The sequence below is a fragment of the Sphingomonas sp. PAMC 26621 genome (assembly GCF_000251145.1).
In the GTDB taxonomy this organism is placed as follows: Bacteria; Pseudomonadota; Alphaproteobacteria; order Sphingomonadales; family Sphingomonadaceae; genus Sphingomonas.
In genome coordinates this window covers 1-24,671 of record NZ_AIDW01000045.1, presented here as the reverse complement: position 1 = coordinate 24,671, position 24,671 = coordinate 1, and the positions used below count along the sequence as shown (strand labels likewise).

Below are 24,671 nucleotides of genomic sequence, written 5' to 3'. Positions count from 1 at the left end.
GCTTAATGAACCGATCGCGAGCAGGACGACCTACGAACCAAAACTCAGACTGAGACCCGCATCAACGCCTCAAGGACGCTTGCCATCCGAAACGGCTTACGAAGAAAAATGGCGTAACCTTTGCAGGCTTCACGGATCGTGGCCTCATCAAGCGAGCTCATCATGACGACTGGTACTTTTGCGAACGCCGGATCGGACTGCATAGCAGCGAGCATATCCGCGCCGTTCATCACAGGCATCATATAATCGAGCATCACGAGGTCGGGGACGTCTTCCGCAAGCCGCGCCATGCCCTGCTTACCGTTGATTGCGGTGATAACGCGATAGCCCTCGTCTTCAAGCATGGCTTCAAGGACCTCGGCGACGCCAAACTCGTCATCCACAACAAGTACTGTCCGGGCACCTGTCACCGCGTGATTTCCGGAGCTTCCGGCCGAGATGCCCGGTCAGGACTCGGTTCCGTGCCAAAGCCCGTCAGGATCGACGACGCCCCCTCGAACGTGTCGAGGAGCTTGATGCCGTCACTCGAAATGTTGAACTCGCGCAACGCCGCGTCGAAGCCGTTGCCGCGCACCTTCAGAATGGAGAGCAGGCGGTAGACACGGGCGCGGTACTCGACGAAGCGGAGCACCACGACGTTCTCGGCAACCGATGATAGCCCGTTAAAGGGCATTTCGATCCCGGGTCCGACAATGTTGCGTGTTTCGGCAGTCAGGAACATCGTCACACCTAACGCCTTGAACTCGCTGGCGAGCGCGGAAAAGACGTGGAGCACGCGGTCCCGTATGTCGCTCGACTCCTGGAACCCGTTCAACCCGTCGATAAAGAGGCGCTTGACGCCCCGTCTCCTGACCGCGTCCATGAGCGTCCCGGCCAGGTCGTCAAGGATCTGTTCCGTGACCGGCCGCCAGATGACCTCGACATCTCCACGGTCGATCATGCCCTTAAGGTCCAAGCCCAACGTTGAGGCGTTGAGCATAAGGCGTTCCGGCGTTTCGTAGAAGCCGAACAACAGGCCAGGCTCGGTGGGTGTCGATCGGTTCAGAAAATGCAGACCGAGGGTCGTTTTGCCGGTGCCGGAAGCTCCCAACAACAACGTCGAGGTGCCTTCCGGTATGCCGCCACCAAGCATCTCGTCGAGCATCGGTATGCCGAGCGATACCTTGTTGTTCGTGGCCTGATCGACGCACGACGGCATGGCGAGGATGGCCTCTGTTCGTGGGTATACGACCACGCCGCCATCGGTGATGCGGAACGGATGACGGCCGCGCAGCGCGCCCGATCCACGGAACTTGAGCACCTCAAGTTCGCGTTGCTTATGCTTGTTAAGCGTGGTGTCGCTAAGGTTAATGAGCCCATCAACCATCGTGTGCTCCGGCTGATGGTCGGAACGGCTGCCGTTCGTCAGCAGAAGCGCCGTGCAGTCGGCCGCGGCTACGTGCGCCTGCAACTCGTAGATAAACTTCCTGAACTCGCGGTCCGAAGAGCTTGTCTCTTCGACCGCGATCAGCCCATCTAAAACGAGGAGCGTTGCTTCATGGGTGCGAATTTCGCGACGAAGCATGTCCATGAGCCCGCTCAGACCGCCTTCTTCAAGCGTGCTGAACCCGCTGATGTAGTAGAGCCGGTCAGGGATGACGCTCGCGTCGTAGAAGCTGAGCTGCTCCATATGCTGACGCATGCGGGCGTGGCTCTCGGAGAGCAGCGTCACGAACAGGGCGCGACCGCCACCCTGCGCGTGATTAAAGCACATCTGGTTGGCGAGAATCGTTTTGCCGGCGCCTGGCGTGCCGCGAACGATGAAGACGGCACCCGAAAGGTAGCCGCCAAACATGATTGAGTCTAGTCCCGGCACCCCGGTTGGCACACGGGTGACCCCGTCGTGCCCATTGATATCTTGGCTCACGCTGCGTGTTCCATGCCGCTGGGTTCTTTCATATTGCGGGGGAGCCAGACGGTAAACGTCGAACCCTCGCTTTCGGTGCTAGTCACACCAATTTTGCCGCCCATCGCTTCCGTCAATTCACGGACCAGCCACAAGCCAATGCCAAAGCCGCCGCTTTTGCGCCTGCTGCCAATCGCCTGCTCGAAACGATCGAAAATACGGGTCAGGTCATCGGCTGCAATACCGATGCCACCGTCGGCGACGCTCAGCGTCACGCCCACTCCGTCAGCAACAAGCGCGACCCGTATCGGCTTGCCGTCGCCGTAGCGGATCGCGTTCGATATCAGATTATCAATGATTTGCTCGGTTGCCAGCTGATCCCAGACGCCGGCTACAGGCCCTTGAGCGTCACAGCCCAACACCGAACCCGCGCGTGCCGCAAGCATTTCATAATTGGCCGTGATCTGGGCAACGAACGCGGCCATGTCGAAGGTCGCTGGCTCCAACGCCAGCCGTCCGGCATTCACGCGCGATATTTCGAGAAGCGCAGTCGCACGGCGAACATAGTGGCCGACGGATATCTCCAGCCGCTCAAGACCGGTGATCGTCGCCGCTGACGCGCGTTCGCGCCGAGCGCGATTGAGCAGCACTTCAACTTGGCCTACGATGGGCGTCATCGGATTTCGGAGTTCGTGGGCCGCGACGGCGATGAAGTTGTCCCGCGCCGCCACGGCTGCGCGAAGCTCCTCAATAAGAGCGTCGCGATCTTCAGCCGACTCTGGCCGCGCCATCATTTCTCCTAATTACTCAATTTTTATAGCTTGGTCGTACCCCACCGTGGGCTATCTTAAAACCTCGTATTCCCTGTCATCCTAAGGCTCGATCGCCAGGACCGCTACATTTCCTTCCAACTCGAGCGCCCGATCACGTATGAGGTTGACGGCATCGGATGCTTGCATGGGCGCATCCATTGTCCCCTGCCGCGTCTCATACAGCGCTCTTCGTGCTGCAGGCTCGCTTTCCCGAAAAGCCAACCACAGCCGTTGCGATGCGCGCAGTCGTTCAGCGGCGCACGTAGGTATGACAACCGTCCAACAAACGGCCGAGGCTGTTGAAAAATGGCTGCTTGCGACGGTGACGAGGGCGTGATTCACTCCTGCAAGGCGGCAGGGGGATCACGGTCATGATGGGTCGGCAGATGGCACAAGGCGCGCTGTTCTACGGCTTCCGGCTCGATGAGCATGTGCCGGTTGACCATCTGCTCCGACGCATCGACGGCGTGCTGGATTTCGGCTTCGTGCGCGAGGCGCTGGCGTCGAGCTACAGCGCGAATGGGCGACCCTCGATCGACCCGGAGCTGATGCTCAGAATGCTGCTGGTTGGCTATCTGTTCGGCATCCGCTCGGAACGCCGCCTGTGCGAGGAGGTGCACCTCAACCTCGCCTATCGTTGGTTCTGCCGGCTTGATCTGGCCGACCGAGTGCCCGACCATTCCACCTTCTCCAAGAACCGGCACGGCCGCTTCCGCGCCTGCGACCTACATCGTCTGCTATTCGAGCAGGTAGTCGCGCGGTGCGCCGCGGCCGGGCTGGTAACGGGCGCGACTTGGCGGTGGACGGCAGCACGATCATGGCCGACGCCAGCCGCGAGAAGAAACCGAAGGGGGCCGACGCCGCAGACGAGCTTCGTGCCGGGGAAAGCATATCGCGACCCGTCGCCGAATATCTGGCGGCGCTCGATGCCGCGTTGCCGCCGGACCCCGACGAACCGGCGCCCGTCGATCCGACCAGCATCTCGCCGACCGACCCGCAGGCGGCGCTCACCTGCAAACACGGACCGGCGCGCTACGCATACGCCATCAACCCCCTGCTCGACCTCGACACCGACTGCATCCTCGACGTGGAGGCCACGCCCGCCCGCTTCGCAGCCGAGGTGGCGGCGACCCGGACGCTGGTGTCACGCGCCGGCACCAGGCTGGGCATCAAACCCGCCAGTCTCTCGGCCGACAAGGCGTATGGTAGCGGTCCGCTGCTCGGCTGGCTGATCGACCGGAACATAACGCCATACATCCCGGTCATCGACCGGACCCGCCAGCGGGACGCCTTCTTCACCCGGGATGCCTTCCACTACGACCGGGAAGCGGACGCCTACCGCTGTCCGGCGGACAAGCTGCTCGGCTATTGCGGCACCAACCGGACCAAGCAGGTGCGCGTCTACCGAAGCCGGCCGACCGATTGCGCCGCCTGCTAGCCGAAGCCGCAATGCACCATCGGTCGGAAGCGGGGTGTCACCCGGCTTGTCAGCGAGGAAGCCCGCGATACCGTGCGCGCCCTTGCCGGCACCGACGCCTATGTGCACGCACGGCGTCGAAGACAGCGGATCGAGCGCGTGTTTGGCCACCTGAAGCGCAACCTGGGGCTACGAACGCTCAAGCTGCGGGGCCTGTCAGGAGCCGCCGAGGAGTTCACCATGGCCGCCGCGGCATACAACCTTCAGCTCCTCGCCCGGCAGGCTGCGCCGGCCTGATACGCGGCGCATCCTCCGGTGTCCGGCGTCGCCAGCCATCCGCCACGCCGATTTCGCGCAGGCTTTTTCAACGGTCTCGGCCGTTTGATGCACACCGCCGGCGATAGCAAAAATCCGCCCGTTTATGGCGTTGGAATGTTCAACAACCCGTGCGATAAACTACGTCTAGAAAACGTAAGGCGTGGATTGAATGTTGAACGCATCGCCCTCGCTCCTTCCCGATCAGGCCGGCACGCGCAGAATCGGATATGCGCGTGTGTCCACGGCCGACCAGGACCGTGCGCCCCAGCTCGACGTGCTGCGCGAAAAGGGGTGCGATCCGATCTATTCGGAGCACGCGTCCGGCAAGCAGTCCGACCGACCCGAGCTGTTTAACGCTATGAAGGCGCTGCGCGCCGGGGACACGCTGGTCGTGTGGCGGCTCGACCGGCTTGGCCGATCGCTGCCCGACCTGATCGCGAACGTGAACGAGCTGGCGACGCGAGGCGTCGCTTTCGAGAGCATCACCGAGGCGATCGACACGACCACGGCGTCCGGCAAGCTGGTGTTCAATATCTTCGCCAGTCTCGCCGATTTCGAGCGCCACCTCATCAGCGAGCGCACCCGCGCCGGGCTTGCGGCCGGGCGTGCCCGGGGCCGCATGGGCGGCAGGCCCCCTGCCCTTACTCCTAAACAGCTTCGTGAAGCCCGGCTGCTGCTCACCGATCCCGATGCGACCGTGACAGCGGTGGCTGAGCGTTACGAGGTCAGCCGATCGACACTCTACAAGGGGCTGCGCGAGCTGGCAGCCAAGGAGATCAAGGTATGAGGGCCATCTTCATTCGCCATGGTCAAAGCACCGGGAACGCTGGCATGCCGTGCCATGACCTCGCGACGATCGAGCTGACCGAGAAGGGCTGGGACCAGGCGCGACGGGTCGCGGATGATTGGACCGAGGCACCATCCCTGATCGTGACATCGCCCTTTCTTCGCACCCAGCAGACGGCTGCGCCGACGATCGAGCGCTTCCCCGACGTGCCGGTTGAGGTGTGGCCGATCGAGGAGTTTACCTATCTCCAGCCCTCCCGCTGGAACGGCACGCTGGCTGCCGATCGCGCGTCGCATCTTGAGCGGTATTGGGGCAAAGCCGATCCAGCCTATTGCGATGGCGAGGGCGCAGAGAGCTTTGGAACGCTGCTGCGACGTGCGGAGGCGGGACTGGTGCGACTTGCCGCCCTGCCCCTCCCCGGCCCCGTCTATGTTTTCAGCCACGGGCAGTTTATTCAGGCGGTGCGCGCCGTTGTTACCGAGTGCGATCTGGATGACCGGGGCAAAATGCTAGGCTTTTGGCGTAAGGGCCAGCCGCCAACGATCAGGAACGCGGAGATGACCGTGTTCGAGTTAACGGACCAGCGTTGGCATCCTCGATTGGGTAATGGTCCGGCGTCCAGTGACGCGACGCGCGCCGCGTTCGGATGGGAGCCACGCGAGATCGGCCTAATCGCGGATATCAGTCGCCCCGACTATCTCGGGTGAGCCGTTCGCGGGTGTCCGCGCTGCCGCTGGCCTCCACTCGAAAGTCCGCACGGCGCAGGTCGGAGTTAACGCGCACGAAATGCGGTGTTGCGACGACATCGTGCGGCCCGCGCAGTATGTCCTCCGCCGCAGGATACATGTTGTGATCCCACCTCACATCGGTGTTCCGGTTATTGGAGGTGACGTTGCCGCCAGGTCGCGGGACGATCACGTTGTTGGTGATCGTGATGTCGCGCGAGCGGTTTGCGAACAGCTCGGCGTAGCCAACAACTGCACCGTTCCAGTAGGTGGTGTTGCCGGTGATATCGACATGAGCGGTACGGAAGGTGTGGATGCCCGAGCCGCCGTTGAACGCGCTAACGTTATCTGCGACGAGCGCGCGCCCGGTCCATGGCGGACGTTTGGTAGCGTCGGTCGGGGCGCTACGTTGCGGCGACAGGATCAAGTCTCCGTTCGGATTGGTCGCGCCTGCGGGATCGTCCGGATCGGTCACGTCAAGTATGATGCCGTTGCCGTCGCTGAGCTTGCCTGTCCTCTCCCACGGGACCAGCGTCTTGTTATCCCACACCCGGTTGCGTCGGATCATGACGTGGTACCCTGAGCGGTCGTCGTGCGCCCAATCGTTAAGTAGCGAAATCCCGGAACCGGCGTAGCGCATGAACCACGCATTGTCGTGTACTAGATTGTCAACAATGGTGACGTAATCGGCCTGAAGTGCGGTGATCCCGCCGCCCGGCATCTTGGCAACCTCGCAATGCCGTATGATGATGTGATGCGGCTTGGCATCGGTTGGCTCGTGACGCCCGTCGATGATGATACCGTTGGTGTTGAAATACGCACGAGCTTTGGACTGCTTGGCGTCCGCAATCGCATCAGAAAGCCGGATCGCGTCGTTCCCGCCCAGAACGGTGACGCCGTCGATGATCTGGTAGGACGCGCGGATGTCGATGCCGGCCCAGCCCCGTGGCCGGAGCACGGGCGTTTGTCCGGGCAAAGCGCGCCAAGTGATCCAAGCGCCTGCCCGTCCAGGTGTACGGATGCCTAGTAGATCGGCGTCCGTCTCCGCTCCTGAATAGGTTCCCCCCCCCAGCCATACGGTATCGCCAGCTGCCACAACCAACGCAGCTTTCTCCAGTGTTTGGAACGGGCGGTTCGACGTCGCGCCAACGTTTCGATCGTCGCCACTCGGTGAGACGAACCAATCGCGGGCCGATGCCGGGGCAGCGATCATAAACCCTATCAGGAACGCCACAATCTTCACATCCGGCACTCGGCTGATCCTCTGCATACCATCGCCCTCAAACAACCACTTTGGCGGCGTCCAAGGAAGTATCCTACGTCGCCATAAAGACGTCCGCTAATGACAATACCATCACTGAGATACGACCGTTCTCCACCACTTGTTGCTATTCCGGTTGCCGACCAGCGTTAGAGAGCAACAGATAGCTCGATCAAATTGCCGCCAGAAAGCGCGCATTTACAGGCGACTGGGGCTCTGTCGCGAAACTTCGCATATTCGCGACACAGTGGTGGTCGTGCACCGAAAAACCCGCGGGCGTTTCGACCTTGGCTTTTTCGGTGCACTTCGGGCCGGCTATCCTACGCGAAGGTGGTCGTCGTCGAACGACGGCGATAGCGCATTCCAGCGCCCATCATTCCGAAGCCCGCGAGCATCATAGCCCAGGTTGCAGGCTCAGGGACAGCGCCAACCTGACCACGTATCTCGCCACCCGGATTATTTATCGTATGAATGTTCAAGTACGTTAGTCCGCTTCCGAGCCCCGCCAGAAACGTCGCTTGCGCACTCGCGGCAGTGCCACCCGACGACATCAGGAATGCACTCGTATAGGTTGAGGCAAGCGTCAGATCGTAAGTGCCCATGATCGTACCGGCGACTGCGCTCGGCACCGTAAATCCAATAGCTACGCCCGCATTGCCGTTGGCTGTTGCGCAGCAATGGATGTGGCCGGCAACTGCGTTGGAGGTGAGCCCGCTAAAATTAATCAAGACGTTGAAGCTGTTCATGTCGTCAGCCAACGTAAGCTGCCCCAACCCCGTCCCCCCCGTTACGACCGCGGGGTTCTCATTACTTCCAAGCAGGGTCGTAGAGTAGATTGTCGCCGCTTGAGCCGCGGGGGCCAACGCGGCCGATAACGCTGCGGTCGCAGCCAGCGTCGTGACACGCCGCAAGATCATTCCTCTCATTATGCTATCCTTTTCATTGCCGCGCGGAGCTAAAGCAATCGAATCGGGAACGAAGGCGCGGGACTAAAATTTGCGTGAGTCTTAACCATATTTCAAGGGATTGTTGGCGCGAGCTTTAGTGGACAATTCTGAGCATATGCACGGGAAAACCACATTTTGGTGAATCGCCAATTGGATGGACTAAAAAGCGATGCAATTTAACCACGATCGACTGATCTTGCTATTGGCGGCATGCGGAACCGCAAATGCCAGTCCTTCGCGATCGGCTAGGCCTTCGCCAAACGCGGGCGGTCTGCAATCGCCTACTTCCCGAAGCTCACCAGCGCCAAACGAGAGCGAGCGCTAGCGGTTGATACGCCAACGCTCAAGCTATCGCTACGTTCACCCTCAGCGGCTGGCCGTCGCAGGAGTACATCGAAAACATAGCATTCGGCGACGAGTTGCGCGACAGCCAAGTCCTTGCGATACTTCGTGAATACCAGCGCTACTTTGGCGCTGGCTGTCATCGGTAAATGTCATCCAGATAGTAATTGGATATCGCTGAGGTTGTCGAGTTTTGCACCTCAAGGTAGTAAAATTTTAGAGATCATCGTTTATTTGCAAGGCGATGAACGGCTCCGGACATAAACCCCACTCGACGCTATTTTCCCGAGCCTCGATCCTGCAGTTGGTTTGCGACCTGCTAGCCACAGAGCTGGCACGGTCACGCGGACGATCGTCAACAGCCCTTGGCGCCGTCGGCTGGAACGAAGCGACAATACTGGGAGAGGGCGGGTTAGACCTCGACAGCTTGGAGCGGCTCGATGCCAGCTCGGCGCTGAGCGAGTTCTTTCATCTTTCGGACTATGGCGCAGAGGACTACCTGCTCACTTTGCCGAAATTAGGCGACTGGTGCGACTTAGTAGCGCAATCTTTGACGGTCGGCAGCGCACGGCTGACGTTCCGGACATCGGGATCGACGGGTGTGCCCAAGCGGTGCACCCATGCCGTCGCCGATCTCGCTGAGGAGGTAGCAAGCTGGGCACATATGCTTGGAACCGTTGAGCGGATCGTCTCACTCGTGCCGAGCCACCACATCTATGGCACCCTGTTCAATGTTTTATTGCCCGACCGGCTGGACATCGACGTGCAACGCGCGCGCGGGGGCGTCGCTACCGTGCAGCGTAGCAAGCCTGGTACACTGGTCATCGCTAACCCGACCTTATGGACCCATCTGGCACGGTCTTGTCCGGCCCTGCCGCGTGGGCTAATTGGCATCAGTTCGACCGCGCCCATGCCGCAGGCACTCGCCGAACAGCTAGTCCGGCAAGGCCTTGATCAGATGATCGAAATCTACGGATCGAGCGAAACGGGCGGGCTCGGCTACCGCCTTAGACCGGATATTCCCTATACCTTGCTCGATTTTTGGCGGCATCTCGGTAACGGCGAGGTTGTCCGCCACGGTGTGGACGGGCTCGTTCGGCACATGTTGATGGATCATAGCACTTGGTATGGTGACCGGAATTTCCAGCTAGAAGGCCGTAAAGACTTTGCGGTGCAGGTAGGCGGGACAAATGTTTTCCCAGAACGCGTCCGCGACATGCTGCTGCAGCATCATGACGTGGTTGATGCTGCTGTCAGATTGGAACCCACCCGCGGGCGCTTGAAGGCTTTCATCGTTCTCCGGGGGGATAGGCAGGACGATGTTTCGATCGAGCATATCGACAGCTGGTGCGGCACCTGTCTTACAGACGTAGAGCGACCACGGAGTTTCACGATAGGCCGCGAAATCCCTCGCGACCCAATGGGCAAGCTAGCCGACTGGTAGGCGGGACCCGAGCGTTCTCGAGCCGACGCGAGGATCATCCGGCCAGTGCGTTCAGCAAAGCGCCGACCGTCGACTGATAATGATCTGAGATTCGCCGCATCTCCGCCTGAAGCTCGATCGCCTGCAGCGTCAGCGCAGCCGCCGATGTAGCACTGGTATCGTACCGGATCGGCGGGAGGTCGCCACACGGGTCGTAGTGCTCAAAATACGTGTGTAACGCCTCCAAGTCCTCGTGCTCTGCGACGCGGAACAGGTCGTTCGAATTTACGCCCTTCCCAAACACCCGGATGTCGGACACATAAGCCCCTAGTACGTTTACATATACGTTTATTTCGTACCAATAAAGCAGCACTTGATCGATGCCGCATACGGTTGCTAGGACCTGGCCGTTGAATGCGAACGGGCGGTATCCAGTATTCCGCAACACATGCAGCGGTGCAATCCGTTCCGCCAGCTCGCGCAGGCGATCGGCGTGGGTGGCGACGTGCGCGACCGGCGACATCGGGACTAAATCCTCGGAGACTTGAAACAACGTTACAGTCGGCATTGCAGGCTCCTCGGTCGGGGGTAATCCGTCGAGCAGGTGGTCACATTACCCTCTTGGCACGACTGCCTATTACGTTGCGAACGTCTTCCAGACATTGCTTGAGTTGAAGTTCGCGCTCGCTGCTGGATACAACAATACGCGCAAGTGTGCGTGTCTGCTCGTGTAGCGAGGCCTGCTGTTGCTGGTTGGCGTCGGCCAGGAGGGTTAGATCGTGGACAATGCCACGCAACTGCTGCTCACGCTCGCCACCTTCGGCGATCAACCGAGCGATAGCGTTGTATTGCTGCTGAAGTTCCTCGTGATCATGCGTAACGATCACGTCCTCAATGATGCCGTCCGCCGCAGTCATCATCGCCATCTCTTCCGGCGAGAACAGGTCGGTGTCAGCCTCCACACCGGTCTTGATGGGTTCGTTTCTCATGCGTCAACTCCATACAGTCCGGCCGCTCTTTAGACGCGCTTGATGAAGATCCAGATGCCATGCGAGGCATTGGCCGACTTCATGTGAATGCGAACGTTCATAGGCGAAAGCTTGTAGTCAAAATGATAGTCAAACATTGTATTGACCTGCCCGTCACCGACCGCTTTGAAAAAGTGGTTATAAAAGACCTGCCCCTTGGCGCAGGGCGCGATATCGTTAAAAAAGTTCTTGCCGACGACGTCCTCGGCCCGGCGACCGCTGATGCCGGACTCGACATGGTTGAACCGGAGTACCTTGCCCTGCTGGTCCACCATGATGGCGCCGAAGGGTAGCAACTCAGCGCGCGACGGATCATCCGCAAGGCGGTTCTCGAGATCGTCGGATCCGAACTTGATCATTTCCATGGCCGGATCTTTCAGCTTCTCAATTCAGTATGCCTGTGATGCCGGGATTTTGTTGATAAATAATAAAGGTGGAGGCGGCTGCGAACGGTCCTTAATTAATTAATCGCGCGTTTACTCTCTAACGATAGGCCTTGACACTTGACGATATGGAGCAGTCATGGCGATGCTGGATCTGCGTAGTGAAGCGGCCTCTCGAAGCGTGATTGTGGGAGATCTCGCGCGGCCGGTTGCCCTCGACGACGTCGAAGCGGTCGCGACCGGCGCGGCGCGAGTCGAGCTACACCCCGACACGCTGCGCCGCGCCGCCGCATCCGACGCGCTGATTACCCGGCTCGTCGCCGAAAGGCGGGCGATCTACGGCGTGACAACTGGCTACGGCCCGCTCGCCAACAATCACGTCGACCCCGCCCAAGGGGCGCTATTGCAACGCAAGCTTGTCTACCATCTCGCCTCCGGCGTGGGCGCTCCCTTGCCCCCAGCGCAGGCGCGGGCGATTGTTATGGCGCGGCTCGTCACGCTATCGCAGGGACTGTCGGCGGTGCGCCCGGAGCTGCTCGAATGGCTGTGCGCGTGTCTGAATTGCGGTCTTGCGCCTATCATTCCCGAAAAGGGCACGGTGGGCGCGAGCGGTGACCTGACACCGTTAGCGCACATGGCGCTTGCCTTCATGGGCGAAGGTGCGTTCTGGCAGGGCGGCGCGTCTGCCCCCGCGGACGCTATGCTGCAAGCTGCCGGGCTCCGGCCTGTCACGCTACGGCACAAGGAAGGACTGGCGCTTGTTAACGGCACTTCCGCCATGACTGGAATCGCCACCCTCAACGGCGTGCGGGCGCGCCGGCTGCTTCGCCTCTCCGCGCTGCTGACGGTGGCCTATGCCGAGGCGCTTGGGGGACACCGCGCCGCCTGGCATTCGCTCGGAGCAGTGGCGCGCCCGCACGCCGGTCAGCGCCGCGCCACCGCCCTGCTCTGGGGATTGACGGAAAATGCGCCACGGCTTCGGCAGTTCGCGCCTATACCCGCACGGATCGCGCCCGTCGGCGATGACGGTGTGGCGCATACGCAGGAGTTGCCGCAAGACGCCTACAGCATCCGTTGTGCACCCCAGTTGCTTGGCGCAGTCGACGACATGCTGGTTCATCACGATCGGATCGTCGAGATCGAGCTATCTTCGGTGACAGACAACCCGCTGGTTTTTGCAGAAGAGGACACGATTCTTCATGCGGGCAACTTTTTTGGCCAGCACGTGTCGTTCGCCAGCGACTCCTTAAACAATGCGATCATAATGCTGGGCGTGTGGAGCGAGCGGCAGATCGCGCGATTGACGGATGGTACGCTCAATGCAGGGCTGCCTCCTTTCCTTCAGGGTAACGCGACCGGGCTCAACAGCGGATTCATGGGCGCGCAGGTCACTGCGTCTGCGCTGGTCGCCGAACTGCGCGCCAAGTCGGCACCTGCGTCGATCCAATCGATGCCGACCAACGCCAACAACCAGGACGTCGTGACGATGGGCACGGTTGCTGCCCGGCGGGCCGGAGAATCGCTGACTGACGTGTCACGCATACTGGCAATCCAGGCGATGTGCGTCGCGCAGGCTGTGGAGTTGAGGCGACGCGAGGACGATAGGCCTTTCAGCGTGGCAGCCGAGGAATTGCATTTCGCCGTCCGCCACCACAGTGCCTTTCTCAACGAGGATCGGCCCCTGTCGCACGATATCGAGACGATCGCGATCGACCTTCTGACGGGCGCCATGATGGGCCGTATCGGCCGCCGTTCGAACGAGCTGCGCGAGCGTCTGGAAGCTTTCTAGCCGGCGCAGGTGGTGCAGCGCCAACGCTTACGCGGTATTAACGCAGTGGTTCTAGATCGTTGTTACTGTACTCGGCCAATATCCTCGGAACGCATCTATGTTGATCGACGACCCAGGCAAGTGGATTACCGCAGCCGATACGGCAGCCCTAAACGGCGCGGATGACGGACGGTCGATACAGGAACGGCTCGCCGCCATTGCCAACGCAATGGCGCAAGCGACCGGGTGCGATAACGCGATGATTTACCGGCAGGATGGCGAGCTGCTCCTGCTAGTTGCCGGCAGCGGTCCGCCGATTCTTCCGGCTTATCCAATGCTGGCGGTATTCGCCTCTGAAGACGCAACGATTGCATTGGAGCCTGTCCGTCCGTCCCGCAACCTTGCGAGGAACAAGCATTGGGCGGCTCTGGCGTCCGGCGATAGTGACGGCTTTGTCGAAGCCGTCCGCATCGCTGCCAGCCATCCCTTTTCCGGCATTATTGCGCTGACGAGCGCGGTAGAGCGTAACACGCTCAGCGCTGCACAGACCTATGCCCTGAGCGCTTATGCCGAACTGGTGGGGACTTTGCTTGAGCTTCAGGCTATGCGGCAGCGGGCGGAAGAAACCGGTACCGACAATCTTGCCAGTATGGCACGGCTGCGACTGCTCGAATCGGTGGCGGTCCACGCCAACGATTCAATTCTCATTACGGAGGCCGAGCCGGTCGACATGCCCGGCCCACGCATTCTCTACTGTAACGAGGCGTTCACACGCACCACCGGCTATTCACTTGAAGACGTGCTCGGGAAAACACCGCGCATCCTGCAAGGGCCCGAAACCCAGGAAAGCGCGCGAAAGTTGCTGCGCGACGCTTTTGCGCAGTGGAAGCCGGTCACGGTGGAATTGACCAACTACCGAAAGGACGGCGCACCCTTTTGCGTCGAGCTGAGCATAGCGCCCGTGGCCAACACAAGGGCCGGTTCACACACTGGATCTCAGTCCAGCGCGACATCACCGAGCGAAAGCACGCCGCGGAGCTCAGCACGCGCGTCCGCATCGCGCAGGTAGAGAACGAGGCACTGGCTAACGAGATCAAGGAGCGCAAGCGGATTGAGGAGCATCTTCTCTACACCGCTTTCCATGACAGCCTGACGAGGTTGCGCAATCGGGCGTTTTTTATGGAGCGGCTGAAGCACGTTCTCGACGCCAATCGTGGTCACCCTACACGCACCTGCGCAATCCTTTTCCTCGATCTCGACCGCTTTAAGGTCGTCAACGACAGCTTAGGCCATCTCGCGGGTGATGCGCTGCTGAAAGAGATCGCACGACGTTTGAAATTGTGCGTCCGGCCGCAGGACACGCTTGCGCGAATTGGAGGCGACGAGTTTGCGCTGTTGATTGAGGACGCCGCCAACCTCTCCGTGCCTGTCGCGATAGCGGAGGGCATTCTGGACGCACTTCGCCCGCCCGTCCGGGTGGGTCGGCAGGATGTGTTTCCTTCGACCAGTATCGGTATCGTTCGATCGACGGTAGACGCTCATCCCGAAAGCCTTATGCGCAACGCGGATATTGCCATGTACTCCGCCAAGCGGTCAGGCTTTGGTGAATATGCAATCTTCAACCCATCGATGCATGCCGAAGCTACGGCCATGCTTACTCTGCAATCCGACTTACAACTCGCGATCGAGCAAGGGCAGTTCGAACTGGCCTATCAACCCATCGTCGATCCGCAGCGCGGATTGATCAAGGGGTTTGAGGCACTCATCCGATGGCAGCATCCCACGCGAGGGATGGTGTCGCCTGCCGACTTCGTCCCGATTGCTGAAGAGATCGGTGTCATCCGCCAGATCGGTCTTTGGGTGATGAACGAGGCGTGCTTTCAGCTCGCCGAATGGCGCTTACTCTGTCCCCTGGCCGATCTCAGGATGAGCATCAACACGTCGGCGACCGAATTCAATGACCCCCGTTTCATGACGGATTTGAAGGCGACGCTAGCCCGGTTCGCGCTGCCACCGCAGTCGCTAGAACTCGAGATTACCGAAGGCATCTTCCTTAATCCTGATCCACGGATCGAAAACATTCTCGCTGAGATCCGATCGCACGGAGTGCGAATTGGGCTAGACGATTTCGGCACCGGCTACTCGTCGCTGAGCTACCTTAATCGCTATCCTACCGACACCCTGAAGATCGACCAGTCATTCACCAAGAGCCTATGCTCTGACGATCGCACATTAGCGATTGTGGTGCTTATCATCCAGCTGGCGACAACGCTTAACGTCGAAGTAGTTGCCGAAGGCGTCGAGACCCTGGAACAAGCAGAGCTCCTTGCGTCGATGAGCTGTTCGCTCGCCCAAGGCTATTTCTTTTCCCGCCCGGTTTCCGCGTCAACAATCACAGCCCAGCTCACGCGCACACTGTTGCTCAGAGGACCAGTGGCAGCATCTACGAGCCCATTTAATATCTGACTTTTGAACCGTACACGTCGCACAGCGCAAACAGTCAGCACACTCCTATGCCGGTATGGCGGGTAACATGCTGCCGCAGGACTTCGATAATCATCTTTTCCGCAAGGCACTCGGTTACAAGGGTGCTGCCCGGTTGCGGAAAGCAAAGCATTACCATCATCCGGCCTAGATACGCCACTGCCGAAGCTTTATACTAAACCCCGCCATTAAATTGAGAATTGATGCAAAAACTAAAAGCTCCCCATCAGCGCAGTGAGCGAAGTAGCTGACAAGCCAACGCACACTTGCAGACACCCCGCTACCGCATGCAGGATTGGCAATGACGACCAGAACACTGCCGATTGCCGGCAACCTTTGGCCTCATCGTAGGGCTAGGTTCCCCCAGTCAAAAGCTTCGGGGCTGCGCCCCTATGGATCGTCCCCTAGCTGTAGCGGCTTTTGATTGTCATGCAGCGGCGCGCTCTTCCTCTAGCGCCAATCGATACAGCGTTTCAAACAGCGCCTCCCCAGTCATGCGCGCGGGATCGAAGCCGCTTGCCTGGACGAGCGTGCCATAACGGGCAGCGTCGTCTACTGATGCCCCCACAAAACCCATTGACCAATTCTCGAACGCGCGCGACGGCGCCGGATCGAATGCCAGCAGAGAAACGTCGCCATGTCGTTCGTCCTGCTGGATGCGCTCGAACACCGCTTCGACGGCGGAACAAGAGCCTTCAAGCACCTGAGCAAAGCACCCGGAGTTGAACATGAGCGCGCCAGTCACGCCGACGCGCTGGTTGTTGATCTGGCTTTTCTCCAGGATCGAGCTTATCGCAGTCGCTAGGGCCGCCTCGTCCCCGTCGATCGCGTTGCGGCTGTAATACACCAAGCGGTAGAGTTCTTCGGACATCCCAGCTCTCCTCAGGACGCTAGCGCCAAGCGAACAGGCTCGATTAGCGCAATCGCGTTTGATGCCGACATCGGTCGGCCGGTCAGATACCCCTGCACTTCGTCGCATCCCTGGGCGCGAATGCAAGAAAGCTCGGCGTCGGTCTCGACGCCTTCCGCGATCGTCTTCATTCCCAGCGTCGTCGCCACGCTGATAATGGCGCGGATGATCGCCTGTCGCTCAATATGGGTGTCGATATCTCGGATGAAACACTGATCGATCTTGATCTTATCGAACGGAAATTTCATCAAATATCCCAGCGACGAATAGCCGGTGCCGAAATCATCCATCGAGATCCGGACGCCGAGTTCCCGAAGACTGTTCAAAACGTCCAGGGTGCCGTCGGCGTTGTCGAGCAGGGCACCTTCTGTGATCTCCAGTTCCAGGCGATGTGCCGGTAGCTGTGATTGCGCCAACGCCGAGACCACCGTCTCAAGTAGCTTGCCGCCACGAAACTGCGCCGGCGAGAGGTTTACGGCTATGCATAGCGGAGTCGGCCACGCGGCGGCCTGTTTGCATGCCGTACGCAAAACCCACTCGCCGATCGCAGTGATGACCCCGATCTCCTCCGCAAGCGGGATGAACTCGGCGGGTGGAACGACGCCACGGGCGGGATGATGCCAGCGAATCAGCGCCTCGAAACCGACGATCTTGCTGGCGGCAAGATCGAACTGCGGCTGATAGACGAGTTCCAGCTGCTTGAGCGCCAGCGTGCGGCGCAGGTCGACCTCCATCGATCGCCGCGCCTGCATGCGCTCGTCCATGCCAGGCTCAAAAAAGCGAAAGCACCCGCGGCCCTCGGCCTTGGCGCGATAGAGGGCGAGGTCCGCGTTCTTGAGCAGATCGTCCGATCCGGTGCCGTCATGAGGCGCGATCGCGATACCGATACTCGCGCCGATGTTCAGCACGTGCCCCTCCACCGCATAGGCTCGGCTGATCAAATCGACCAAGCGCGTCGCGAGCGCGGTGGCGGCGGCCGGCTGCGGCGCGTCAGCCTGGATGACCGCAAACTCGTCACCTCCAATCCTTGCCACTAAATCACCTTCGCGAAGCGCACTCTTGAAACGCTCGGCCACCTTTCGAAGCAGACCGTCGCCTACGGGGTGGCCTAGCGAATCGTTCACCGCCTTGAACCGGTCAAGATCGACATAGAGGATGGCAGTCGCCTGCCCACTTCGGGCCGCGCTGGCGAGCCGTTCGTCGAGGCGTTCGCGCAGCACCTTCCGGTTGGCAAGGCCGGTCAGCGCATCCCGCTCGGCAAGCTCGGCGTTGCGTACATAGGTCGTGACATCGTCCATGCTCACCACGAAGCCGCCGCTCGATAGCGAGCGCAATGTGCAATCGAGCAGGCGGTCGTCGGCTAGCCGGAGTCGAAACGGAGCGTGTTTGGTAACGGCATCCTTCACGGCGAAGACATCGTCGCCGCCAGTCGCGCCACAGCTTGTGAACAACGCAGTCAGCGTGCAGCCAGCCGGATCGACCGGCATGAACAAGGCTTCCGCACTGGCGTTGACATACTCGACGGTACGATCCTCATCGAGAATTAGAACGGCGGTGGCCAATTCGGGCAGGGCTGCGCTACGCGGCTGTAGCGGTCTCACCATCTCACGCATACCGCCGCCGATCTTCATTCTTTGGTCCTCACTCAAGAAGGATAAGTACGTCGTATTTCTAAACAATCAGTAAAAACCAAGCTCACTTGCGCTACGCCAAATTGGGGTGCTCAAAGTCCTCTCGCGCACAGTTGCAGATGCTCCTTCGCCGATTTAGCGGTGCTCGTATCGGCAATGTGCGGTTTCAGGCAGCCCGGATTGTAGAGCGATTGGCGTAAACTCGGCCGAAGCCTAAGGGGCGTTGATCGGGCCGCTGCTTCTACCCGAACCAGGCCGAGGCTGTCGCGCGCTCGCTCAAGGTTGCTGCGAGAATGAAGCCTGAGCACTCTCTTTTATAACTCGGCGAACAGATCATTCATCTGGAAAATCTCGAACGCCTTGCACACGAATGCGTATAACCGAGCCGTCGCTCGGCTGCGCCCGCTTCATGTAGCGAACTCCTCACGACCACGGGCACATCAGCCAACGCCGGATCGACAGCCAGCGCTTTAATAAGCTCTGCATTGTCGATTACGGGCACCCATCTCGACCCCGTTCCAGTCGCTCGCGCTCGCCGAAGACACGATCCTAGCAGAATGGGCATCTCGATTGCGCCGCGCCGCACGCGACTTGAAGTTACGATGATATTAACTGTTTTTGGTCATAGACGGTTTGCCCGGCGGGACTGGACCTTTAAGGAGACAGAGCGATGCGCATCCTGCTAATCGAGGATGAACCAACGACTGCGAAGAGCATTGAACTCATGCTTTCGATCGAGGGGTTTAACATATACACAACCGATTTGGGCGAGGAAGGCCTCGATCTCGGCAAGCTCTACGATTACGATATCATCTGCCTCGACCTGAACTTGCCGGATATGCACGGCTACGACGTGCTGAAGAAGCTGCGCGCGGCTAAGGTACAGACGCCAGTGATGATCCTCTCCGGTATCGGTGAAATGGACTCCAAAGTCCGCGCGCTGGGCTTCGGTGCCGACGACTATATCACCAAGCCGTTCCACCGCGAGGAAATGATCGCACGCATCCGTGCCGTCGTAAGGCGGTCCAAGGGCCACAGCCAGTCAGTCATCCGCACCGGAAAGCTAGCTCTGAACCTGGATACGAAGACAGTGGAGGTCGACAATAGCCGAATACATCTGACCGGCAAGGAATACGCGATGCTTGAGCTGATGTCGCTACGCAAGGGTACGACGCTGACGAAGGACATGTTCCTTAATCACCTTTATAACGGGATGGATGAGCCCGAAATCAAAATTATTGACGTTTACGTTTGTAAACTTCGCAAAAAGCTGAGTTTGGCATGCGGCGGTGAAAACTACATAGAAACGGTATGGGGGCGCGGCTATGTATTACATGATTTACAAGCTACGGAAGGATTACTCAATATTGCCGCCTGATATATTCTATAACCTTTACTCGCTAAGCTATCGCGAGTGGACGGATCGCATTGTACGTCCATTGCATTGATGGTGGTTCGTGTTTCAACGGTCGTGCGCCTGCCGCATTGATCGTTCTCGCACAATATGAGCCGGAACTGCAATAAGGGTAGCTTCCTGCCTACATTGCGTGAGACGGAACGACGCGGCGGGCGCACATTCGGTAAGACGCAAACGACAATCGGTGCGACGAAACCATAATATTGATCCGTTTACGCAAGATGACTGAAATCGCGAGGAAAATGGTCGGCGGGGACCGAGCGCGCACTGATTTCGGGATCGGGTTTTCTGGTGGGAAAAGCCGGCGCGGTTCAGAGTTTGTCGATCACGAGGAAACCGGCCGTTTCCCTTGCGAGGCCGGCGCTAGTTTGTGACGATCGATAGCTGATATCGTCTTTCCATCAACGTCTTAACAGCATCACCGGACCGGCTGCATCTTGCTGGCATTGCCCCGAAATGGGGATGAACTGTTGCGCCCGAGCCGGGAAGGATTATTGCGGTGCATCTTTACGGGGAGATCTTTGATGAAGCTGGACGATCTTGTGAAAGGCATTGCCGAGGGAAGCGATCTGAGTGACGCCAAGGCTCGAGCGCTGATCAACCGCGTTTTCGGCGATATCGGTGATGCGGTCGCTCGGGGCGAGGACGTGTCGCTGCCCGGGTTCGGCAAGTTCTCCAGTAAAGCCAAAGCCGCCCGGGCTGGTCGCAATCCCCGGACTGGCGAGGCGATGGAGATCGCTGCGTCGACCAAGGTGGTATTCACACCAGCCAAAATGCTTAAGGACAAGATTTCCTCGTGACGACAGAAACAGAGACCAGCCCCAATGCGATCGAACTCGCAGCAGCACTGACGATCGCGTGGCTAAGCAATCCCAACACGCGCGCCGCGGCTGCGGACGTACCGGTATTTCTCAGCCGGATGCACGACAGCGTCGCTGGGTTGATCGACCAACCAAACATGTCGGCTTTGGAGGCTGAGCCCGAGCAGTTCACGCCTGCGGTGACGGTGCGTAAATCCTTGGCATCGAAGGATCACATCATTTCCCTGATCGATGGCAAGCCGTATAAGATGCTGCGGCGCCATCTGAGTGGACATGGGCTTACACCCGAGCAATATCGGGACCGCTACAACCTCAAAGCCGATTACCCGATAGTGGCCGAGAGTTATTCGGAAACGCGGCGCGCCTTGGCGAAAAAGATTGGGCTGGGCCGGAAGCCCGGGCTACAAGCGACGGCGCAAGAGCCAGGCCCGCCACAGCGGCGCAAATTGAAGTTGCCGTCGATCACCAAATAAAGCCGACATTGCCGTTACTCGTTCCGTGCGACTGAGCCGGACAAAGCAATCTGGGCGGCGCGAAGGGCGAGCAGCTTTTCGGTATCGGTAGGTGCAAGACGACCCCAGCGGAACGCCGAACGGTCGGCAGCGCCGTCCGACCAGATGCGCTGCGCGACACGAAACAGTTCCTGGACGCTCGGCTGCCGATCGGTCGCTACGCAATCGATCACCATTCTCGAACAATGGATTTATCGAGCGCATCGGCTGATCCTCCTGACCCGTGTCTACGCCGTTTTCATGACGTGACAATGGCGGTTTTCATGGTCAGCCACTGGCCACAGTCATGGGTATGATCTCCAATGTTCGATCGGCGGTGGGATGATTGAGCACACGGAGGAGGATTTGCGACATGAGGGGAGAGGAAACCCCTTATCCAGCATCATTGTGAGCTGGTGCCGGTCTTGTGGACACTGAGATAAGATGTTTTCGGAACCGGAAGGTGACAATGCAACGACGGAAGTTCAGCCGCGAGTTTAAGCTGGAGGCGGTGAAGTTGGTCCGCGAAAGGGGCGTTACGGTGGCGTAGGCCGCGGGAGATCTTGCTCTGCACAAGACCCGAGCACAATTAACGCCGGGTGCGAATCACGGACTTTCAAAGGGAGAAGGCTGCATTGAACTCATAGGGGGCGTTTACCGATGCGAGGTAGGCAACGCTAATGCGAAGAGCAGCCGCCAAAGATGTCACGTCAGCTACCTCTGATAATGTCCTTTATCACATAAAGAAGCAATTCTATGTGTGCCCCATGGATCAGCCCTCTTCAAATGACCCGCCGATCGTCAGCGCCGTCCACGCGTTGCGCCTGATGCGCGAAGCGCTCGATCTGCTCGACCGCGCCGGGGCGTCGCTTGCCGCCTGCCAACTTCAGCACGCCATCGACGCAATCGATCCGTTAAGCTCAACTACGTTGGAGGAGTGACCGCCCTGCCCTGCCGCGTTCAGCCTATCCCCCGGCCAATCGTCATCGACGGGGACGGCCTTCCCGTCCGTAATTCCCACGTGATTGACATCGCCTTTCCCTGCGATACAACCGAAATAAGCTTGGGTCGCGTAAGCACGATAGTTGGGCCGGGCGTTGCCAAGATTATCGTCGAAGGCACTACAGTCTGTGGCGTGACGCTATGTTGAATATTCGCTTTGCCGACCCCGTCGACCTTGCGGCAATTATGACGTTTGACGCCTTGCCAGGCGATCGCATCGTTGAAATCGTCGAGCGCCGCATGCTCGTAATCGACGTCGATGATCGGCCACAGGGTTATGTATCGTGGCAGCAGAACGGCTGCATCGGGAAGGATTACGTCAACAAGCTGGTTGTCAATAATGCCCACCGTCGCCAGGGAATGGCCCAGCAGCTGATCGCTTCGCTTGATATGGCTATGGTCGGCAGAATTTTCATATCTGCGGCAAGGAGCAACATCGCAGCCATTCGGTTGCTCGAAGTTACACATTGGACGCGCGCCGGGGAAATTATCGGCCTTTTGCCGTTGGAAGAACCCGAACTATTTTTTTACAAAGATTTGGGCACCGAGGCTCGGCAATGAACGGGCTCTTGCCCCGTTCCTCTGGGATTACGCTGCCGACCCTGATCGTATTGGCTGACAGCCGCGCCCAACGCCGCTTCCTAGAGTTCTTCGCTGTCACGAGTCGCAATGCGCACACACGTCGAGCCTATGCCCGCGCGGCTGGCGAATTTCCGGCTTGGTGTGAGACGCGCGGCGTCGCCTCGATCCCAGGTGTGCAGCCCCTCCACGTTGCAGCATGGGTTGAGCAACTCGGTTCCGCGGTGAGCGTGCTAACCGTGAAACAACGGCTTGCTGGTGTGCGCCACCTGTTTGATTGGCTGGTCACAGGCTAGGTTATGGCGACCAACCCGGCCGCGTCTGTGCGTGGACCAGCTCACAGCGTCCGGCGCGGCAAGACGCGAGTGCTCGCGCCAGACGAGGCGCGGCGATTGCTCGATGAGATCGATGTGACGACGCCAGCGGGATTGCGCGACCGGGCGTTGATTGGGTTGATGGTCTATTCGTTCGCCCGCATCGGCGCGGCCTTGGGGATGCGGGTGGACGACGTGTTCGTGCAGAACCGGCGCCTGTGGGTTCGGCTGCACGAGAAGGGTGGCAAGCGTCTCGAAATGCCCTGCCACCATAATCTCGAGGAATATCTTTCCGCCTATCTCGACGGTTGCGAGCTGCGCGATGATCGCAAGGGACCATTGTTTCGCACAATCGGACGCGGGACTAAGCGACTAAGCGAAAGCCCCCTGCCCCAGGCCAACGCGTTTCAAATGGTGCGACGGCGAGCCGCCGCTGCTGAGATCGCCACGGCGATTGGTACTCATTCGTTCCGCGCGACAGCCATTACCGCCTATCTGAAAAACGGCGGCACGCTGGAGCGCGCCGCGACGATGGCGAACAATGCGTCCACCCGCACCACTCAACTCTACGATCGCCGCTCCGACGGCGTTACGCTGGACGAGGTCGAACGGGTATTGATCTAGTCTAGTCGTTGCACTCCGGACTCGGCCCATCGGTGAGGAGGCGCTCCTGCTCGCGGCAAACCAAGCCGTAGCATTCGCACGCAACCAAGTTGAGGGCTACACGATCGACGACAGCAATCTGACTGCGCTGGTTTTCGATCATACCCAAACGGTGTAACTCGCGCAGCACGATGCTGACCGCGTTGCGCTTAACGCCGAGCATTTCGGCGAGCGACGCTTGAGTAAGGGGTAGCACGTCCGAGCCGCTGCGATCGTGCGTCGTCAATATCCAACGGGCGCAACGTTGGCGAACCGAGTGGATCGCGTTGCAGGCAACGATCTGGAGGGTCGTGCGTAGCAGCACTTCGCGGTAGCGCGAGACGGCAGAGCAAAGGCCGACGCTGCCATCCACCATATCTTCAAAACCTTGAGCGGTAGTGCGTACAGCCATGCCGGGGACCTGAACAAGAAACCGGCTGAACGCTGGATCGACATAGCCACTCGCCGACGTTGCGATCACGCCTTCGCGGCCGATCGTCATTGTCTCAACCGAGCGTCCATCCTGCATCACGGCGATGAGCGATACCATACCTGAGAGCAGGAAATAGACGTGTGAGAGAGGATCGCCAGGCTCATATAGCACCGTTCCCGCACGTAGATCGATCACCTCGCAGTAACGCCGTAATTTAGTCTGATCAGCCGGCGCAATGCGATCCAGAAGACCGTTGCCGCTCGGCCAGAGTTTCAATGATGCGTTATCCGTCGAGCTGCTCACACAACCTTTCTACAGGGTGGATCGCGGTAAGCAACTGAGCGCAGTCTACATGCGATTTCAGCTCACCAGATATTCCTAATGATTCTAATCAAGGTCCCAAGTTTTTTGCGGAACCAATGGTACGGCCTTCAGTTTCCGCATTCTAAGATACACTTGGCGGAGCGTGATTGCTGGCCCGCTGCGTGTGCTCTTCGACATCGCTCGGAACAGAGAGATCGATAAGCTACGTGGCCAAATTTGACGATCAGAACATGGCGGTCCCAATTATCGAAGAAGTGGCGACTGTGTCCAAGCGGACCGTCGAAAGTAGCCATGTCCGGGTCCGCACCGTCGTCGAAGAGATAACAAACAATCTCGTCGCGGAGCTTGCGCGCGAGGACATCGAGATTGAGCGCCGCGTGGTCGAACGCGAAGTGTCCGTCGCGCCTGTGCCTTACCATGAGGGCGAACTGCTGATCATTCCAATCGTTGAAGAGCGCGCCATCGTCGAAAAGCGCCTTTTCGTCGTCGAGGAGGTCGTCGTTCGCCGGATAGCGCGAACCGAGGAG

Annotated in this window: 25 protein-coding genes and 3 pseudogenes; 15 read left to right on the top strand and 13 right to left on the bottom strand. The window is 59.4% G+C overall.

The annotated features are described in order from the left end of the window. Positions 1-44: 44 nt before the first annotated feature. From RI03_RS19720 to RI03_RS23065, 4 genes are all read right to left on the bottom strand, one after another. Positions 45-383, bottom strand: coding sequence for a response regulator (locus tag RI03_RS19720; protein WP_138995764.1), 339 nt, complete (start codon positions 381-383; stop codon positions 45-47). A gap of 23 nt (positions 384-406) precedes the next feature. After that, positions 407-1,855 carry an ATPase domain-containing protein gene (locus RI03_RS19715; protein WP_274517573.1) on the bottom strand — a complete coding sequence of 483 codons (1,449 nt, stop codon included), beginning with the start codon at positions 1,853-1,855 and terminating at the stop codon, positions 407-409. A 47-nt stretch (positions 1,856-1,902) separates the two neighbouring features. Continuing rightward, positions 1,903-2,679 (bottom strand): sensor histidine kinase, encoded by a 777-nt coding sequence (locus RI03_RS19710; RefSeq protein WP_026046899.1) that lies wholly within the window; start codon positions 2,677-2,679, stop codon positions 1,903-1,905. Positions 2,680-2,757: 78 nt separating this feature from the next. After that, positions 2,758-3,039, bottom strand: coding sequence for a lysozyme inhibitor LprI family protein (locus RI03_RS23065; RefSeq protein ID WP_081504294.1), 282 nt, complete (start codon positions 3,037-3,039; stop codon positions 2,758-2,760). Between the two features lie 29 nt (positions 3,040-3,068). Here RI03_RS23065 and RI03_RS19705 point away from each other — a divergent pair. From RI03_RS19705 to RI03_RS19695, 3 genes and pseudogenes are all read left to right on the top strand, one after another. Next, a pseudogene (locus tag RI03_RS19705) lies at positions 3,069-4,411 on the top strand (transposase). A gap of 190 nt (positions 4,412-4,601) precedes the next feature. Continuing rightward, positions 4,602-5,219, top strand: coding sequence for a recombinase family protein (locus RI03_RS19700; RefSeq protein WP_010219418.1), 618 nt, complete (start codon positions 4,602-4,604; stop codon positions 5,217-5,219). Beyond that, positions 5,216-5,926, top strand: a complete 711-nt coding sequence (locus RI03_RS19695; protein ID WP_010219416.1) for a histidine phosphatase family protein — start codon at positions 5,216-5,218, stop codon at positions 5,924-5,926. Before RI03_RS19700 ends, RI03_RS19695 begins: the two co-directional genes overlap by 4 nt. Here RI03_RS19695 and RI03_RS19690 read toward each other — a convergent pair. Next, positions 5,901-7,196: a right-handed parallel beta-helix repeat-containing protein gene (locus tag RI03_RS19690; protein ID WP_170318427.1), complete on the bottom strand. Its 1,296-nt coding sequence runs from the start codon at positions 7,194-7,196 to the stop codon at positions 5,901-5,903. The genes RI03_RS19695 and RI03_RS19690 overlap by 26 nt on opposite strands. A gap of 329 nt (positions 7,197-7,525) precedes the next feature. Continuing rightward, positions 7,526-8,122: a CHRD domain-containing protein gene (locus tag RI03_RS19685; RefSeq protein ID WP_010219411.1), complete on the bottom strand. Its 597-nt coding sequence runs from the start codon at positions 8,120-8,122 to the stop codon at positions 7,526-7,528. 616 nt (positions 8,123-8,738) lie between these two features. Between RI03_RS19685 and RI03_RS19680 the strand changes: the two genes are divergently transcribed. Then, on the top strand, positions 8,739-9,938 hold the full coding sequence (locus tag RI03_RS19680) for an AMP-binding protein (protein ID WP_010219409.1): 1,200 nt from the start codon (positions 8,739-8,741) through the stop codon (positions 9,936-9,938). Between the two features lie 34 nt (positions 9,939-9,972). Here the strand turns inward: RI03_RS19680 and RI03_RS19675 are convergent, their stop codons facing one another. From RI03_RS19675 to pyp, 3 genes are read right to left on the bottom strand one after another with little or no spacing between them, the layout of a single operon-like run. Continuing rightward, positions 9,973-10,485: a hypothetical protein gene (locus RI03_RS19675; protein ID WP_010219407.1), complete on the bottom strand. Its 513-nt coding sequence runs from the start codon at positions 10,483-10,485 to the stop codon at positions 9,973-9,975. A gap of 40 nt (positions 10,486-10,525) precedes the next feature. Continuing rightward, a complete protein-coding gene (locus RI03_RS19670; protein ID WP_010164987.1) occupies positions 10,526-10,906 on the bottom strand; it encodes a hypothetical protein in 381 nt (126 codons plus the stop codon). A 29-nt stretch (positions 10,907-10,935) separates the two neighbouring features. Then, positions 10,936-11,310, bottom strand: a complete 375-nt coding sequence (gene pyp / locus RI03_RS19665) for a photoactive yellow protein (RefSeq protein ID WP_010164988.1) — start codon at positions 11,308-11,310, stop codon at positions 10,936-10,938. Between the two features lie 157 nt (positions 11,311-11,467). On the opposite strand from pyp, the gene RI03_RS19660 reads away from it, so the two are divergent. From RI03_RS19660 to RI03_RS24880, 3 genes are all read left to right on the top strand, one after another. Beyond that, entirely contained in the window at positions 11,468-13,117 is a 1,650-nt protein-coding gene (locus RI03_RS19660) for an HAL/PAL/TAL family ammonia-lyase (RefSeq protein WP_010219406.1), read from the top strand. Positions 13,118-13,214: 97 nt separating this feature from the next. Beyond that, a complete protein-coding gene (locus tag RI03_RS24885; protein WP_010219405.1) occupies positions 13,215-14,165 on the top strand; it encodes a PAS domain-containing protein in 951 nt (316 codons plus the stop codon). 110 nt (positions 14,166-14,275) lie between these two features. Then, complete coding sequence (locus tag RI03_RS24880; RefSeq protein ID WP_010219404.1) at positions 14,276-15,562, top strand: putative bifunctional diguanylate cyclase/phosphodiesterase; 1,287 nt, start codon at positions 14,276-14,278, stop codon at positions 15,560-15,562. Positions 15,563-16,007: 445 nt separating this feature from the next. On the opposite strand, the gene RI03_RS19650 is transcribed toward RI03_RS24880, so the two are convergent. Further along, on the bottom strand, positions 16,008-16,451 hold the full coding sequence (locus tag RI03_RS19650; protein ID WP_010219403.1) for a BLUF domain-containing protein: 444 nt from the start codon (positions 16,449-16,451) through the stop codon (positions 16,008-16,010). A gap of 11 nt (positions 16,452-16,462) precedes the next feature. After that, entirely contained in the window at positions 16,463-18,121 is a 1,659-nt protein-coding gene (locus RI03_RS19645) for a putative bifunctional diguanylate cyclase/phosphodiesterase (RefSeq protein ID WP_010219402.1), read from the bottom strand. A gap of 670 nt (positions 18,122-18,791) precedes the next feature. Here RI03_RS19645 and ctrA point away from each other — a divergent pair. From ctrA to RI03_RS19630, 3 genes are all read left to right on the top strand, one after another. Beyond that, positions 18,792-19,499 carry a response regulator transcription factor CtrA gene (ctrA, locus tag RI03_RS19640; protein WP_010219401.1) on the top strand — a complete coding sequence of 236 codons (708 nt, stop codon included), beginning with the start codon at positions 18,792-18,794 and terminating at the stop codon, positions 19,497-19,499. 563 nt (positions 19,500-20,062) lie between these two features. After that, on the top strand, positions 20,063-20,338 hold the full coding sequence (locus tag RI03_RS19635) for an HU family DNA-binding protein (protein WP_010219400.1): 276 nt from the start codon (positions 20,063-20,065) through the stop codon (positions 20,336-20,338). Then, complete coding sequence (locus RI03_RS19630; RefSeq protein WP_010219398.1) at positions 20,335-20,832, top strand: MucR family transcriptional regulator; 498 nt, start codon at positions 20,335-20,337, stop codon at positions 20,830-20,832. Before RI03_RS19635 ends, RI03_RS19630 begins: the two co-directional genes overlap by 4 nt. A 14-nt stretch (positions 20,833-20,846) precedes the next feature. Here the strand turns inward: RI03_RS19630 and RI03_RS19625 are convergent, their stop codons facing one another. Beyond that, positions 20,847-21,047, bottom strand: coding sequence for a hypothetical protein (locus RI03_RS19625; protein WP_010219397.1), 201 nt, complete (start codon positions 21,045-21,047; stop codon positions 20,847-20,849). A gap of 272 nt (positions 21,048-21,319) precedes the next feature. Here RI03_RS19625 and RI03_RS23055 point away from each other — a divergent pair. The 4 genes and pseudogenes from RI03_RS23055 to RI03_RS19615 all read left to right on the top strand — a co-directional run. Then, positions 21,320-21,397: pseudogene (locus RI03_RS23055) on the top strand (transposase); the annotation flags it as partial. A 133-nt stretch (positions 21,398-21,530) separates the two neighbouring features. Beyond that, a complete protein-coding gene (locus RI03_RS23810) occupies positions 21,531-21,791 on the top strand; it encodes a hypothetical protein (protein ID WP_138995762.1) in 261 nt (86 codons plus the stop codon). A gap of 202 nt (positions 21,792-21,993) precedes the next feature. Further along, positions 21,994-22,413, top strand: a complete 420-nt coding sequence (locus RI03_RS19620) for a GNAT family N-acetyltransferase (protein ID WP_010219396.1) — start codon at positions 21,994-21,996, stop codon at positions 22,411-22,413. Beyond that, positions 22,410-23,369 (top strand): annotated as a pseudogene (locus tag RI03_RS19615) (tyrosine-type recombinase/integrase). The gene RI03_RS19620 and the pseudogene RI03_RS19615 overlap by 4 nt, the downstream one beginning before the upstream one ends. A gap of 1 nt (position 23,370) precedes the next feature. Here RI03_RS19615 and RI03_RS19610 read toward each other — a convergent pair. Next, positions 23,371-24,123: a Crp/Fnr family transcriptional regulator gene (locus RI03_RS19610; RefSeq protein ID WP_081504292.1), complete on the bottom strand. Its 753-nt coding sequence runs from the start codon at positions 24,121-24,123 to the stop codon at positions 23,371-23,373. 227 nt (positions 24,124-24,350) lie between these two features. Here RI03_RS19610 and RI03_RS19605 point away from each other — a divergent pair. Beyond that, a partial coding sequence (locus tag RI03_RS19605) for a DUF2382 domain-containing protein (protein WP_010219393.1) occupies positions 24,351-24,671 on the top strand: 321 nt, incomplete at its 3' end.

What these genes read in the sequence shown, in the direction of transcription:
- RI03_RS19710 (WP_026046899.1), bottom strand. Translation starts at nt 2,679, where the DNA reads ATGATGGCGCGGCCAGAGTCGGCTGAAGATCGCGACGCTCTTATTGAG.
- RI03_RS19700 (WP_010219418.1), top strand. Translation starts at nt 4,602, where the DNA reads ATGTTGAACGCATCGCCCTCGCTCCTTCCCGATCAGGCCGGCACGCGC.
- RI03_RS19695 (WP_010219416.1), top strand. Translation starts at nt 5,216, where the DNA reads ATGAGGGCCATCTTCATTCGCCATGGTCAAAGCACCGGGAACGCTGGC.
- RI03_RS19685 (WP_010219411.1), bottom strand. Translation starts at nt 8,122, where the DNA reads ATGATCTTGCGGCGTGTCACGACGCTGGCTGCGACCGCAGCGTTATCG.
- RI03_RS19680 (WP_010219409.1), top strand. Translation starts at nt 8,739, where the DNA reads ATGAACGGCTCCGGACATAAACCCCACTCGACGCTATTTTCCCGAGCC.
- RI03_RS19675 (WP_010219407.1), bottom strand. Translation starts at nt 10,485, where the DNA reads ATGCCGACTGTAACGTTGTTTCAAGTCTCCGAGGATTTAGTCCCGATG.
- RI03_RS19670 (WP_010164987.1), bottom strand. Translation starts at nt 10,906, where the DNA reads ATGAGAAACGAACCCATCAAGACCGGTGTGGAGGCTGACACCGACCTG.
- pyp (WP_010164988.1), bottom strand. Translation starts at nt 11,310, where the DNA reads ATGGAAATGATCAAGTTCGGATCCGACGATCTCGAGAACCGCCTTGCG.
- RI03_RS19660 (WP_010219406.1), top strand. Translation starts at nt 11,468, where the DNA reads ATGGCGATGCTGGATCTGCGTAGTGAAGCGGCCTCTCGAAGCGTGATT.
- RI03_RS24885 (WP_010219405.1), top strand. Translation starts at nt 13,215, where the DNA reads ATGTTGATCGACGACCCAGGCAAGTGGATTACCGCAGCCGATACGGCA.
- RI03_RS24880 (WP_010219404.1), top strand. Translation starts at nt 14,276, where the DNA reads ATGGAGCGGCTGAAGCACGTTCTCGACGCCAATCGTGGTCACCCTACA.
- RI03_RS19650 (WP_010219403.1), bottom strand. Translation starts at nt 16,451, where the DNA reads ATGTCCGAAGAACTCTACCGCTTGGTGTATTACAGCCGCAACGCGATC.
- RI03_RS19645 (WP_010219402.1), bottom strand. Translation starts at nt 18,121, where the DNA reads ATGAAGATCGGCGGCGGTATGCGTGAGATGGTGAGACCGCTACAGCCG.
- ctrA (WP_010219401.1), top strand. Translation starts at nt 18,792, where the DNA reads ATGCGCATCCTGCTAATCGAGGATGAACCAACGACTGCGAAGAGCATT.
- RI03_RS19635 (WP_010219400.1), top strand. Translation starts at nt 20,063, where the DNA reads ATGAAGCTGGACGATCTTGTGAAAGGCATTGCCGAGGGAAGCGATCTG.
- RI03_RS19625 (WP_010219397.1), bottom strand. Translation starts at nt 21,047, where the DNA reads ATGGTGATCGATTGCGTAGCGACCGATCGGCAGCCGAGCGTCCAGGAA.
- RI03_RS23810 (WP_138995762.1), top strand. Translation starts at nt 21,531, where the DNA reads ATGCGAAGAGCAGCCGCCAAAGATGTCACGTCAGCTACCTCTGATAAT.
- RI03_RS19620 (WP_010219396.1), top strand. Translation starts at nt 21,994, where the DNA reads ATGTTGAATATTCGCTTTGCCGACCCCGTCGACCTTGCGGCAATTATG.